The organism is Amycolatopsis sp. NPDC047767, assembly GCF_040704195.1.
GTDB lineage: Bacteria > Actinomycetota > Actinomycetes > Mycobacteriales > Pseudonocardiaceae > Amycolatopsis.
Genome location: NZ_JBEYSJ010000005.1, coordinates 98,803 through 111,413, shown reverse-complemented (window position 1 = coordinate 111,413; position 12,611 = coordinate 98,803). Strand labels below are relative to the sequence as shown.

Below are 12,611 nucleotides of genomic sequence, written 5' to 3'. Positions count from 1 at the left end.
CGTCAGATGTCGATCGGTTCGAGCCGGCCGAGGATCTCGTCGCGGCGGGACTCGAACTGCTCGGGCAGCTGGAAGCGCTTACCCAGCTCCTGCGGTGACTCGTCGCAGTCCCAGCCGCCCTCGTTGTGCGTCACGGCGAGCTCGAACAGCGCGCCGCCCGGGGACCGGACGTAGATGGACTTGAAGTACTTGCGGTCCCGCAGCTCCGACAGGTCGGTGTAGCCGGCGCCCTCGATCTCGAACTTCAGCTCGTCCTGGTTCTTGAGGTTGTCGGCGTTCCACGCGAAGTGGTGGATGGTGCCGGCGCCGTAGATCCACGTGCCCGGGCCGTCGGTGCGGTTGACCACGAGCTCGACCGCGCCGCCGAGGCCGGATCGGCCCGCCTCCAGCGCGAACCGGTCGCCTTCGCTGAGGCCTTCGCGCGCGCCGAGGTGGTTGGCGGCGAACTCGACGGCGGTGTCCGGCCCGGTCACGTGCACGCCGACGCCGTAAATGCCGTGGATCGCGTACTCCTGCGGCACCCCGCCGCCGGTGAAGCCGCGCCGTGGGTCGTTTTCGACCTCCACGAGCTGGTACTCGATGCCGCACGGGTGGCGGAACAACACGCGTCGACGGTCGAACACGGTGGCGTCGTGCACGTCGGCCGCGCGGTCCTTGAGCCGGTCGGCCCAGTAGTTCAGCGAGCCCGACGGGACGGCGAGCAGCACCTCACGCGCCTGGTTCGTGCCGCGGCGGCCGTTGATCCCGGCCTGGCCGAACGGGAACGTGGTGAGCACGGCGCTCGGGTCGCCGTCGGCGTTGCTGTAGTAGAGGTGGTAGATCGGGATCTTGCCGTCGAACAGCACGGTCCGCTTGATCAGGCGGAGGCCGAGGACGTTCACGTGGAAATCGACGTCCTCCTGCGCTCCGGCCACCGACATCGTGATGTGGTGGCTACCGTTGAGGTACGACATTCGGGCTCTCCTTTTCTGTGGTGTTCACGAGTTCCGGCCACCGGTCCTGCACGGGCCCGGTCAGCCGTTGCACGAGTTCGCCCGTGTCCAGCAGCAGTTCTTCCCGCCACGGCGCGGCGGTGAGCTGGACGCCGACGGGCAGTCCGGCGGGGTCGAAACCGCCGCGGACGACGAGGGCGGGCAGTCCGGCGAGGCTCTGCGCGGCGATGCCCGGGAGGATGATCGCGCGGAGGCCGGCCGGAATGGCGTCGATCGGCGGCGGCGCGATCGGGACGGCGGGTGAGAGGACGACGTCGACGCGGGAGAGCACCTCGGCCCACGTCGAGCGGACGTACGCGCGGCCTTCCTGCGCATCGAGGTAGTCGGCGGGGTCGGCGGCGTCGGCCAGTTCGAGCCTCTCGCGGACGTCGGCGCCGTACTCACTGGCCCGGTCCGGCCAGAGGCCGTCACGCCGGTGGCCGCGGCGGCCTTCGGCGAGGATCGTCGTGCCCAGCAACGGGTTCGCGGCGGGGAGCGCACCGGCGTCGAGCTCGACGACGGGCAAGCCGGCGTTCGCCAGCAGATCCGCGATGGTCGTGCAGACGCGCGCGGCTTGGGTAGTGGGGTCGTCCAGCAGCAGTCCGACGCGCACCGTCGTGGTGTTCGGCGGCGACGCCGGGCCCACGACCGTCCACAACAGACGGAGGTCCTCGACCGTCCGCGCCATCGGGCCCACCACGTCGGCCGAGGGCGCGAGCGGCCGGACGCCGGTGACGGGAACCGCGCCGAACGTCGGCCGCAGACCCGTCAGCCCGCAGAACGCCGAGGGCAGCCGGACGGACCCCGCGGTGTCGGTGCCGAGGGCGAGCGGCGCGTACCCGGCCGCGAGCGCCGCCGCCGAACCGCCGCTCGAACCACCCGGCGTGCGCGAGGGGTCCCACGGGTTCCGGGTCGGGCCGAAGTGCGGGTTGTCGGTGGTGACGCCCCACGCGAACTCGTGCGTGGCGGTCTTGCCGAGCACGATGGCACCGGCGCGGCGAAGGACGGCCACCGCCTCGGCGTCGGCCGCCGGCACGTGGTCGGCGAACATCGCTGATCCGTACGTGGTGCGCAGGCCTTCGGTGTCGATCAGGTCCTTGACGAGCACGGGGACGCCTTCGAGCGGCCGCGCGGTGCCCCTCGACCACCGCCGCTGCGCTTCCCCGGCTTGGTGTGCCGCGGCATCGAAGTTCGCCGTGGTCAGGGCGTTCAGGGTCGGATCCTGCTCGGCCGCGCGGCGGGCGAGGGTTTCGACCACCTCGACCGGCGACAGGTGGCCGGCGCGGAAGGCGGCCAGCAGAGCGGTCGCGGACGAGGGCGGAGGAGGCGCTCCACCCGGTGTGAGGGGACTCATCCCGTCGGGCATGTACTGCACCGTACAGTCGATCTAGGCTCAGCGCTACGCCCCGGTGCACCGAACTCGATGAAGGAGAGCCCGATGAAGATCGCGATCCTCGACGACTACCAGCAGGTCGCGTTGACCTTCGCGGACTGGGACTCCCTCGGCGCCGAGGTGCGGGTCTTCACCCGGCCGTTCACCGGACCGGAGGACGTGGTGCGGAGCCTGGCCAGCTTCGATGTCGTGGTCGCGATGCGCGAGCGGACGCGGTTCCCCGCCGAGGTACTGGACGGCCTGCCGGACCTGAAACTGCTGGTCAGCACCGGTCAGCGCAACGCCGCCATCGACCTCGCGGCAGCCCGGCGGAGCGGCGTGGTCGTGTCCGGCACCGGCTACGACGGGCGCTCGACGGTGGAGCTGACCTGGGCGTTGATCCTCGCAGCCGCACGCAACCTCCCCGCCGAGTTCCGCTCGGCGCGCGAGGGCGGCTGGCAGGTCGGCGTCGGCACCACGTTGCAGGGAAAGACGCTCGGCGTGCTCGGGCTCGGCGACGTCGGGTCGGCCGTGGCGCGCATCGGCCAGGCGTTCGGCATGAAGATCCTCGCGTGGAGCCGCAGCCTCACGCCGGAGCGCGCCACGGCCCACGGCGCCACCGCCGTGAGCAGGGAAGAGCTGCTCGAACAGGCCGACGTGCTGTCGATCCACGTGGTGCTCTCGAAGCAGACGCGCGGCCTGATCGGCGCCGGAGAACTGGCCCGGATGAAGCCGTCCGCGCTGCTGGTGAACACCTCGCGCGGCCCGATCGTCGACGAGGCGGCACTGCTCGACGCGCTGCGCCGCAAGGTGATCGCGGCCGCCGCGCTCGACGTGTTCGACCTCGAGCCGCTGCCTGCCGACCACGCGCTGCGGGGCCTCGACAACGCGATCCTCACGCCACACATCGGGTACGTCGCGAAGGAGCTGTACACGACGTTCTACCGCGACGCCGTGGAGGACATCGCCGCGTTCCAGGCGGGTTCGCCGATCCGCGTGATGGACTGATCCGACGGCCGTCCGGGCCCGGCTCGTCGAGCATCGCGGGTTCCGGTCGGACGGCCTGCTCCTCGTGCCGGATTTCGCGGATCACCTGCGTATAGTGAATGCGGAACCCAGCCAGGACCGGCGGGTATAGTCAACGATTTGGACTAACAGCGATGTCTCAGGTAGTGCGGTCGCGCAACTACGACCTCGGCAAGCGCGCCGACGACGTGCTGGCGACCCGCACGCGCATCATCGAGGCCGCGATGCAGCTGCACGGCACCGTGGGCCCGGCCCGCACCACGATCTCCGCCGTGGCCGAGCTCGCCGGCGTCCGGCGCAACACGCTGTACCGCCACTTCCCCACCGAAGACGAGCTCTTCGCCGCGTTCTCGGAGCACTTCTGGTCGCTGCACCCGCTGCCCGACCCCGCGCGGTGGCGGCAGGTCGAAGAACCGCAGTGCCGGTTCGAAGAAGCCCTCAGCGCCGTGTACGCGTACTACGGCGAGAGCTCCGACCTCCTCGCGAACCTGACCCGCGACGCCGAGTTCATGCCGGTCGTCGAGCGTTCGCTGGAGGAGTACCGGGCGCTGCTCGAGAGCATCGCGCACATCGCGGGCGAAGATCAGCCGGCCCGCGCGACGGCGCGGCACGCTCTGGAGTTCGGCACCTGGCGCTCGCTCGTGGAACGCGGCGGGCTGAGTGACGACGTCGCGGTGGAGCTGATGTCCGCCCTCGCGTTCGGCACCGCCGGGCGCCCCGTCACCGTGGTCGAACCGGCGCCGCAGCAGGGCAAGCGCGACGCCGTGGTGCGCGCGGCCTTCGCCGCCTTCGCCGAGCACGGCTTCCGCGTGAGCCTCGACGAGATCGCCGAGCGCGCCGGCGTGTCGAAAGTGACCATCTACAGCCATTTCACGAGCAAGGAAGCCCTCTTCCGCACGGTCATCACCGAGCAGCTCGACGAGGCCGTCGCGGCGGCCCGCAAGCTCTCATCGGGCGACTTCGACCTGCGCGAGCTGTGCGAAGCGTGCGTCGATGTGCTCACCTCTCCCGCGATGGCCAACCTGCACTCCGTGCTGGAAGCCGAGGCCAAGCGCTTCCCCGACGACACCGCCGCCTGGCTCGGCCGCGTGCCCGCCGAGCTGCGCCGCGTCCTCGACACCGCGGTGCGCGCGCTGCCGGGGATCCACATCCCCGATCCGGCCGCAGCGGTGAGCCAGCTGTACGCGCTGTGCGTCCAGCCCGGCTCGCCGGACGTGATCGAGTCGGGGGTGGCGATGTTCCTGAAGTTCTACGAAACGCCACCGAGCGCCGCACCCAGCAAGGCATAACCACCGGCGCCGATTGCCACGAGCGACAGGGTCGCCGCCGCGGGCCGCCAGGACCGGCGGCTCAGGAGGGCAAGCAGGACCGCCGCCACGACCAGCATCGTCACGCCGGCGCCGGGCGAGCCGAGAACCACAAGCCGGTAAAGCCCGTCGACCGAGAAGAGCGCGACCAGCAGCGCGAGGCCGACGGCGCCGGGCACGCTGTCCGGCCGGTGCCGCCACCACGCCGCGCCGAGGCCGAACACGATCCCCGCGAGCACCGCGCCGACGGCCCACACACCGGCGGTGACCAGCGCGCCGGCGGAGTAGAGGCCGTTCACGGCTTGGGCCACGCCGTACCAGACCACCAGCGCCAGCAGCAGCGAGCCGACCGCCGCCGCGACGACACGCCACGACGGCCGCCCGCCGGCGCACCCGACGAGAAACGCGAGCGCGGACCAGGTGGCGATCGAGTTGGTCGTCCAGCCGAACGGCGTCAGCTGCGTCAAGTACGTGCCGGCGCCCAGCACCACGCCGCCGCCCACGGCAACGGTTTTCTGCACCGCGTCAGCCTTCCAGGAACTCCAGGCGGTTGCCCACCGCGTCGAACGTGTAGAAGCGGCGCTGCCCGGGGATCTCCGTCGGGTCCGCCCAGGCCACTCGGTGGCCGGCGGCGGTCAGTGCCCGCGCGGTGGCGTCCACGTCGGTCACGAAGGCCGGGTGGGCCTTGACCGCGGGGCGGAAGTCCCGCTCGACGCCGACGTGGAGCTCGCCGGCCGGGCCGCCCACGCCGGGCACGCGGAACCAGCACCCGCCGCGCTGGGCGAGCAGCGGGGGTTTCGGCAGCTCGGGCCAGCCGAGCACCCCGGTGTAGAAGGCGCGCTGCGCGTCCTCCGCTCCGGCCGGGCAGGCCACTTGGACATGGTGGATCACGATTTGAGGCTACCCTCGCCGGAGGTGAGCCAGGGCCGGCGCGGTTCACTCGAACGGGAACCCGCACAGCCCGCCCACCCGGCCATGATCGCCTTATCTTCTGAGCGTGGCCTACCTGCTCACGTCGATCCCGTTCTTCGCCGGCTTCGCCATCAGCTTCCGCTTCGAGCGGCGGCGGTTGCTGAACGGCGTGCTGTTGCTGGCGGGACTGCTGTTCGTCGCGGTCGGCGTGGTCTTCGCGTTGCTGGACATCCCCGCGGTGCACGACGTGGTCGACGGTGACGTGCTGGCGATCGCGTTCTTCCTCGTGATCGCGGTGCTGCTGCCCGCGTTCCTGGTGCTCAACGGCTTGCAGATGGTGCGCCGCGAGGGGCGGCGGCTGGGGAACCTGCTGTCGCTGCTCGCGGGGCTGGCGATGTTCGCCTTCGCGCCGGCGTTGCTGGTGCTGGGGAAGAACGCGGTGCCGCGCGCGGTGGAGGTGGTGATCATCAGTGTGTCCATTGTGCTCGGTTACCTCAGCCTGGCGTTCGCCGCGTTCGTGGTGTGTTCCGTGGGCTACGGCCTGCTGCGGCCGCCGAAGGGCGCGGACTTCATCGTGGTGCACGGGTCGCGGCTGATCCGGGGCAAGGTGCCGCCGCTGCTGGCCAGCCGGCTCGACCGCGGGCGGGCGTTGTACGACGCGGGTGTCGCGCAAGGGGCGACGCCCACGCTCGTCACGTCCGGCGGTCAGGGTCCCGACGAGCCGCGGCCGGAAGCCGAGGCGATGGCCGATTACCTGGTGGCCCAAGGCATTCCGCGCGAGGAGATCGTGTTGGAGGACCGCTCCACGACCACGCGCGAGAACCTGCTCTACAGCCGCGAGCTGATGACCGAGCGCAACCCCGGCTACCGCTGCCTGCTCATCACCAACAACTTCCACGCCTTCCGCACCGCGATGCTGGCGCGCCGCCTCGACGTCAACGGCCAGGTCGTCGGCTCCCGCACCGCTTGGTACTACGTGCCCAGCGCGACCATCCGCGAGTTCATCGGCATCCTGCGCGACTACCGGATCCTCAACGGCGTGGCGATCGTGCTCCTCGCGGCGGCGTACCCGGTGTCACTGGCCTTCTGAGCCGCCGCCCTGCACCTTCACACCACCGGGGCACCGGTCCGGGCCCGGACACCGGCCGCGTCCTCCCCCGGCGCCACTTCCACCAGGCGCAGGCCGTCCGGGGTGACGTCGAGGACGGCGAGGTCGGTGATGATGCGGTCGACCACGCCGGCACCGGTCAGCGGGAGGGTGCAGCGCGACACCAGCTTCGGCTCGCCGTCCTTCGTGACGTGGTCGGTCAGCACCACCACGCGTTTCGTGCCGGCGACCAGGTCCATCGCGCCGCCCATGCCCTTCACCAGCGTGCCGGGCACGCTCCAGTTGGCGAGGTCCCCGTTGGCGGCGACCTGCAACGCGCCCAGCAGCGCCAGGTCGATGTGGCCGCCGCGGATCATGGCGAACGAGGTGGCCGAGTCGAAGAAGCTCGCGCCCCGGGCGACGGTGACGGTCTGTTTGCCGGCGTTGATGAGGTCGGCGTCCTCCTCGCCCTCGACGGGGAACGGGCCCAGGCCGAGGATGCCGTTTTCGCTCTGCAGCGTGACGTGGACGCCGTCGGGCACGTGGTTGGCGACCAGTGTCGGAATGCCGATGCCGAGGTTCACGTAGTCGCCGTCGCGCAGTTCGCGGGCGGCGATGGCGGCCATTTCGTCGCGGGTCCAGCTCATGCGTGCGCCACCTCCTTGGGGCGGACGGTGCGTTTCTCGATGGCTTTTTCCCGTTTCCTTGCGAGGACGAGCCGTTGGACGAACACACCCGGCGTCATCACGTGTTCCGGCTCGACGAAGCCGTCCAGCAGGATCTCGGCTTCGGTGAGGCAGACGCGTCCGCAGGCCGCGACGAGCGGGTTGAAGTTGCGCGCGGCCAGGCGGTAGGTGAGGTTGCCGGCGCGATCGGCCGTGTGGGCGTGGACCAGCGACACGTCGGCGACGATGCCGCGTTCGAGCACGTAGGTGCGGCCGTCGAACTCGGCGTGGGGCTTGCCTTCGGCCACCGGGGTGCCGACGCCGGTCGGCGTGTAGAACGCGGGGATGCCCGAACCGCCGGCACGCAGGCGTTCGGCGAGAGTGCCCTGCGGGACGAGCTCCACGTCGAGCTCTCCGTCGAGGAACTGGCGGGCGAAGAGCTTGTTCTCGCCGACGTAGGAAGCGACCACTTTGGACACCTGGTGGTTCTCGAGCAGGAGCCCGAGGCCCTGGCCGTCGACGCCCATGTTGTTGGACACCACGGTCAGGTCGCGCACGCCGGAGTCGCGCACGGCCTCGATGAGGTCCGTGGGGTTGCCGCTCAGGCCGAACCCGCCCACGGCGAGGGTGGCGCCGTCGGTGAGCAGGTCCGCGAGTGCTTCGGCGGCACTGGGGTGGATCGTCGGCAAGGTGTTCCTCCCGTCCACTGAATGATCGGACGGAGTCACTCAAGGGCACGCCAACGGGCCTGGTCAACGGTGTCGCTGCGGTCGCTCGGTCGGCGGTCACTGGTCGATGGCGGCGTTCACTCAATGAACGTAAGCTGCGGGCATGACCAGCGCCCCGGACCACCTCGTCGGCCGCGCGGCCGCCGTGCTGCGTGCGCTGTCCCACGGCCAGGGCGCCACGACCACCGAGGTCGCCCGCGCCGCCGGACTGGCTCGCCCGACCGCGCACCGCCTGCTCACTGCGTTGGGCGACGAAGGGTTCGTGGACCGTGACCAGCGCACCGGCCAGTGGCACCTGGGCCCGGAGCTGTACCTGCTCGGTGAGGTCGCCGCCCAGCGCTACGACGTGACCGAGCACGCCCGCGCGAGCGTCCACCGGCTGGCCGAGGCCACCGGCGAGAGCGCGTTCTTCTCCGCTCGCCGCGGCGACGAAACCGTGTGCCTGCTGCGCGAGGACGGCAGCTTCCCGATCCGCTCCTTCGTCCTTTACGAGGGCGCGCGCTTCCCGCTCGGCGTGGTCTCGGCGGGGCTCGTCGTGCTGTCCTTCCTGCCCGACCGTGACATCGACGAGTACCTCGGCCGCGTCGACCTGACGCAGATGTGGGGCGCGGCGCACAGTGCCGGCGAGCTCCGCGCCCGCATCGCGCGCACCCGTGAGACGGGCTACTCGCTCAACCCGGGCCTGGTCGTCGAAGGCAGCTGGGGCCTGGCGGCCGCGGTGTTCGGCCGCTCGGGCGCCCCGGCGTGGGCGCTTTCGCTGACGGGTGTCGAGTTCCGCTTCCCGCCGGACCGGCTCACCGAGCTGGGCGCGCTGCTGCTGCGCGAAGCCCATGCGCTGACGCGGAAACTCGCGTCGGCGTAGGCGGACGGCACTCAGTTCTTGCGCGCGAGGGGCCAGCGGCGGCCGATCGCGACGTGCAGGATCACGGACACGCCGAGGGCGTTGAGGGTGACGTGGCCGACCCAGCCGATCGGCGTGCCGCGGTTCCAGTGCAGTCCTTCGGCCAGCGCCAGCAGGGCCACGTGCAGCACCGCGGCGAGGGCCAGCGTCAGCAGGAGTGACACGGTTCGTTCGAGCCACGCGGGCCAGCGCGCGGGCAGGGCGTCTTCGAAGAGCATGCCGACCACGAGCCCCGCGGCCACGAAGTCGCCGGCGAGCGCGGACAGCGTCGGAACGGGCAGCTCCCGCAGCACCACGTAGGTGAGGATGCCGGCGCCGATCGTCGCGACGTTCGCGCAGACGAACCGCACCCACTGCTTGCGCAGGTAGTGGAACGGCCAGCCGCGCCACATCACGAACAGCAGCACCTGCCACACGCCGATGAACGTGAGCACCGCGCCGAACACACCGGGATCGATCAGTCCGGGGCCACCGCCGCGGAACGGGGTTCCGCCGAGCAGCAGCACGTACAGCAGGATCGCGACCGCCCACGACAGCACCACCGCGCAGATCCCGCCGGGGATCGGCTTGAGCCACAGCCGCAGCGGCCAGTGCTCGCTCACCAGTGTCAGCTCCAGCATCACCACGAACGCCGCGCCCGCGAGCGGCAACGTCACGGGGAACGTGCTCAGCTCGAGCCTTTCGGGCGTCGGATCGAAGATCGCCGCGAACGACAGGTGCCCCACCACGGCCTCACCGAAGAACGTGAGCACGATCCCGCCCACCGCGATGAGCGCCAGGTCCGCCCAGCCCGCCCAGTCCGGCCCGAGCCGCGTGCCCGGCCAGTCCTCCCACCAGAACGCGATCATCGACACCACCGGCAACGCGAACGTCACGATCGGCGCCAGCACCAGCAACGACGACTCCGCACCCCCGGCCCCCACGGCGATCAGCACCGCCACCACGACCACCGGCACGAGGCCCGCCAGGCCGAGCCCGGGCTGCCGCGCCCAGCGCGACGTGCCGGGCCCGGTCGGGTCGTCCCGGCGGTGACGTTCGCGCCGGCTGATCGCGGGGTGAGGTGTGGGTGCTGCGGTGCCCGTGGTCTGCTCGGCTTGCTCTGTCCGACGGGTGCTGTCGGTGCTGTCGGTGCTGTCGGCTCGACCGGATCGGCCGGGTTGGCCGGGTTGGACTTGGCCCGGTTGGCCGGGTTGCCCTTGGTCGGGCTGACCGGGCTGACCGGGCTGACCGGGCTGACCGGGCTGACCGGGCTGACCGGATCGGCCAGGTTGGCCCGGTTGGACTTGGCCCGGTTGGCCGGGTTGCCCTTGGGCGGGCTGACCGGGTTGACCGGATTGGCCTTGGGCGGCGCCTTCCGCTCTGCCACTCACCGCGAGCCGCACTCTCCGCCGGTCACGAGCCCGTCCGCCTGACGCCTGCGCCGCAGTCCCATGCTCGTCCTCCGCCGTACCGCTCTTGTCGCCGACGTTCCGGTCCCCCGGAACACCGCACCGCGCACCCCGACGAGGCCGTCCACGTGACTCGGGTGCGGCCAGGCTAATCAGCGCCCGAGGTCATCTCAAGAACGCCACCACCGGCGATGACGTTCGGGCACCCCACCATCCCCACCCGACGGTCGGAAAATCCTTTTCGGACACTGGCCGCGCCGGATCCCCGGGAACGATCAGGTTTTTCACATCACGCTTGGCCGGGCCGGCCGCGGACTCAGGAACCGGCTCGGCGGACAACGCGCAGTCGCCTCGCCGCCGCACTCCGGATGCGCCGGGTGGCGCCGCTCGTACTCAGGGCTTCGAGGGTCTGCTCGGCGTTGATCGTGGTGGCCGCCCGCAGTTGCAGCCAATTCGTCCAGCGTCGTACGTCGAACTCCGGGCCGTCGCCCGCGGCCATCGTCTCAAGGACAACGAGCTCGCGCGCCCGAGTGGCCGCGTACTCGCGGCTGCGCCCCTCGGGGAGAGCCGCCACGAAATCCGCACGTCGAGCGTCCGGCAGAACCTCCAGCGCCCGCACGACCACTGCGGCGGCGATCGGCAGGTCCGGCTCGTCTGCGATCAGGTCCAGGACCGCCGGCCACTCCTCGGCCCGCCCGATCGCCTCGGCGTACACGGCCCACCGGGCGTGCCCGTCGTCGAGGTCACGGGGGTCGGCGCCGAGCCTCCCCGCGAGCGCCGCCAGCCGTACGTCGAAAGTCGTCACAGCACTGCGAGCCGATCCAGCAACCGTTCCGCCAAGCTGATCTCCGCGCTCAGCGGGTGGTCCTCCGCGAGGTACGGCAGGGTGCCCTCCGCGAGGCGGAAGGCTTCGCGCAGCGGGGTGTCCGGCAGGGCGACCCCGGAGAGGCGCAGGGCGCGCACGGCGGCGAGGAGTTCGCAGGCCAGCACGGTGCGGTAGGCGGCGGTCGCGGCGACCGTGCTGCGGACGGCGTGCGTGGAGAAGCTCGCGTGGTCCTCCAGGCCGCGGGAGATGACCGCGGTGCCGAGCGTCACGGGGGACGAGGCGTGGCGCAGGGTGCCCAGGGCGTCGTGGGCGACGTATTCCAGGATCATGATTCCGGAGCTGCCGGCGGGGCCCTGGGCGAGAAAAGGGGGCAGGCCGCTCAGATCCGGCTCCACCAGGTCGCCGAGGCGGGCCGTGGAGAGTTCGGCGACGTGGTGCAGCGCGGCGCGCAGGTGGTCGAAGGCCAGGGCGACGTGGGCCGTCGAGAACTGGCCGTGGTGGTAGGCCTGCTGGGTCTCCACGTCGATCAGCGGGTTCTCGGCCGCGGCGTTGATGTCGATGTCCAGGACCCGTTCCACCGAGGCCGCCGCGTCGAGGGCGGGGCCCTGGACCTGGGGGAAGGCGCGCAGGCCGAACGGGTCCTGCAGGCGGCGGCCCTCCACGACCTCGTCGCCTTCGAGGAGCAGCCGGCGGAGTTCGGCGGCGCAGAACACGGCGCCGGGGTGGGGGCGGGCGGCGTGGACGCGCGCCGAGTAGGCCTCGGCGGAACCGCCGAGCGCGCAGAAGGTCAACGCCGTCACCACGTGGGACGCGGACAGCAGCCGGCGCAGGTCGTGCCAGGCCAGGACGGCTTCGGCGAGGGTGGCGGCGTTGCTGGAGATGAACGCGAGCGCGTCGCCGGGGCTGATCGGCAGCGGGTCGAGGTCGCCGGCGGCCCAGGGCAGTTCGCCGGCCAGTGTCAACGCGACCTCGGCCAACGCGGTCAGGTCGCCGGTGCCGATGGCGCCGCGCGAGTGCACCAACGGCAGCGCCCCGACCCGTAGCGCGGTCTCCAGCGCCCGCAGCAGCCGCGGGTGCACGCCGCTGCCGCCGGCCGCCAGCTGGTTGAGCCGGATCGCCATCACGGCGCGCACGACCTCGTCCGCCAGCGGCTCGCCGGTGCCGCCGGCGTGGCTGCGCAGCAGGCGCAATCCGTGGTGGTCGGCGGACTCCGGGTCGACGACCGTGTGCCGGTTCGCGCCGACGCCGGTCGTGCGGCCGTACACCGCGCGTTTGGCCCCCAGCTCCACCGCCAGCTCGTAGCTCGCCGCGGCGCCGGTCACGGCGTCGGGTGCCAGCTCCGTCCACGCGCTGCGACGAGCCACACGGACCACGTCGGCACAGCGGAGGCCGGATCCGCTGATCTCGATGCGGCTGGAGTCGGTCATC

The 12,611-nt window shown here is 71.8% G+C and carries 13 protein-coding genes; 4 read left to right on the top strand and 9 right to left on the bottom strand.

Translation table 11 applies throughout. The features are described from left to right. Nucleotides 1-2: 2 nt before the first annotated feature. Nucleotides 3-953, bottom strand: coding sequence for a ring-cleaving dioxygenase (locus AB0878_RS11570; RefSeq protein WP_366578922.1), 951 nt, complete (start codon nucleotides 951-953; stop codon nucleotides 3-5). Beyond that, a complete protein-coding gene (locus tag AB0878_RS11565) occupies nucleotides 934-2,337 on the bottom strand; it encodes an amidase (protein WP_366578920.1) in 1,404 nt (467 codons plus the stop codon). The genes AB0878_RS11570 and AB0878_RS11565 overlap by 20 nt, the downstream gene beginning before the upstream one ends. 72 nt (nucleotides 2,338-2,409) lie before the next feature. Here AB0878_RS11565 and AB0878_RS11560 point away from each other — a divergent pair, with 72 nt between their 5' ends. Then, entirely contained in the window at nucleotides 2,410-3,351 is a 942-nt protein-coding gene (locus AB0878_RS11560) for a D-2-hydroxyacid dehydrogenase family protein (protein WP_366578918.1), read from the top strand. Nucleotides 3,352-3,503: 152 nt separating this feature from the next. Beyond that, nucleotides 3,504-4,658: a TetR/AcrR family transcriptional regulator gene (locus AB0878_RS11555; RefSeq protein WP_366578916.1), complete on the top strand. Its 1,155-nt coding sequence runs from the start codon at nucleotides 3,504-3,506 to the stop codon at nucleotides 4,656-4,658. Here AB0878_RS11555 and AB0878_RS11550 read toward each other — a convergent pair. After that, a complete protein-coding gene (locus AB0878_RS11550; protein WP_366578915.1) occupies nucleotides 4,619-5,197 on the bottom strand; it encodes a DUF6518 family protein in 579 nt (192 codons plus the stop codon). The genes AB0878_RS11555 and AB0878_RS11550 overlap by 40 nt on opposite strands. Nucleotides 5,198-5,201: 4 nt before the next feature. After that, on the bottom strand, nucleotides 5,202-5,567 hold the full coding sequence (locus tag AB0878_RS11545) for a glyoxalase (protein ID WP_366578913.1): 366 nt from the start codon (nucleotides 5,565-5,567) through the stop codon (nucleotides 5,202-5,204). A 106-nt stretch (nucleotides 5,568-5,673) separates the two neighbouring features. Here AB0878_RS11545 and AB0878_RS11540 point away from each other — a divergent pair, with 106 nt between their 5' ends. Next, a complete protein-coding gene (locus AB0878_RS11540; RefSeq protein ID WP_366578911.1) occupies nucleotides 5,674-6,678 on the top strand; it encodes a YdcF family protein in 1,005 nt (334 codons plus the stop codon). A 17-nt stretch (nucleotides 6,679-6,695) separates the two neighbouring features. Here the strand turns inward: AB0878_RS11540 and AB0878_RS11535 are convergent, their stop codons facing one another. Together AB0878_RS11535 and AB0878_RS11530 are read right to left on the bottom strand one after the other, a co-directional pair. Continuing rightward, nucleotides 6,696-7,322, bottom strand: coding sequence for a 3-oxoacid CoA-transferase subunit B (locus AB0878_RS11535; protein WP_366578909.1), 627 nt, complete (start codon nucleotides 7,320-7,322; stop codon nucleotides 6,696-6,698). Beyond that, nucleotides 7,319-8,029 (bottom strand): CoA transferase subunit A, encoded by a 711-nt coding sequence (locus AB0878_RS11530; RefSeq protein WP_366579352.1) that lies wholly within the window; start codon nucleotides 8,027-8,029, stop codon nucleotides 7,319-7,321. The genes AB0878_RS11535 and AB0878_RS11530 overlap by 4 nt, the downstream gene beginning before the upstream one ends. Nucleotides 8,030-8,171: 142 nt before the next feature. Between AB0878_RS11530 and AB0878_RS11525 the strand changes: the two genes are divergently transcribed. Next, nucleotides 8,172-8,930 carry an IclR family transcriptional regulator gene (locus tag AB0878_RS11525; protein WP_366578908.1) on the top strand — a complete coding sequence of 253 codons (759 nt, stop codon included), beginning with the start codon at nucleotides 8,172-8,174 and terminating at the stop codon, nucleotides 8,928-8,930. 11 nt (nucleotides 8,931-8,941) lie between these two features. Here the strand turns inward: AB0878_RS11525 and AB0878_RS11520 are convergent, their stop codons facing one another. The 3 genes from AB0878_RS11520 to AB0878_RS11510 form a co-directional block, all read right to left on the bottom strand. Then, nucleotides 8,942-9,925: a hypothetical protein gene (locus AB0878_RS11520; RefSeq protein WP_366578907.1), complete on the bottom strand. Its 984-nt coding sequence runs from the start codon at nucleotides 9,923-9,925 to the stop codon at nucleotides 8,942-8,944. Between the two features lie 748 nt (nucleotides 9,926-10,673). Further along, nucleotides 10,674-11,162, bottom strand: a complete 489-nt coding sequence (locus tag AB0878_RS11515) for a hypothetical protein (protein WP_366578905.1) — start codon at nucleotides 11,160-11,162, stop codon at nucleotides 10,674-10,676. Next, nucleotides 11,159-12,610 carry an aromatic amino acid ammonia-lyase gene (locus tag AB0878_RS11510; RefSeq protein WP_366578903.1) on the bottom strand — a complete coding sequence of 484 codons (1,452 nt, stop codon included), beginning with the start codon at nucleotides 12,608-12,610 and terminating at the stop codon, nucleotides 11,159-11,161. The genes AB0878_RS11515 and AB0878_RS11510 overlap by 4 nt, the downstream gene beginning before the upstream one ends. Nucleotide 12,611 lies beyond the last annotated feature (1 nt).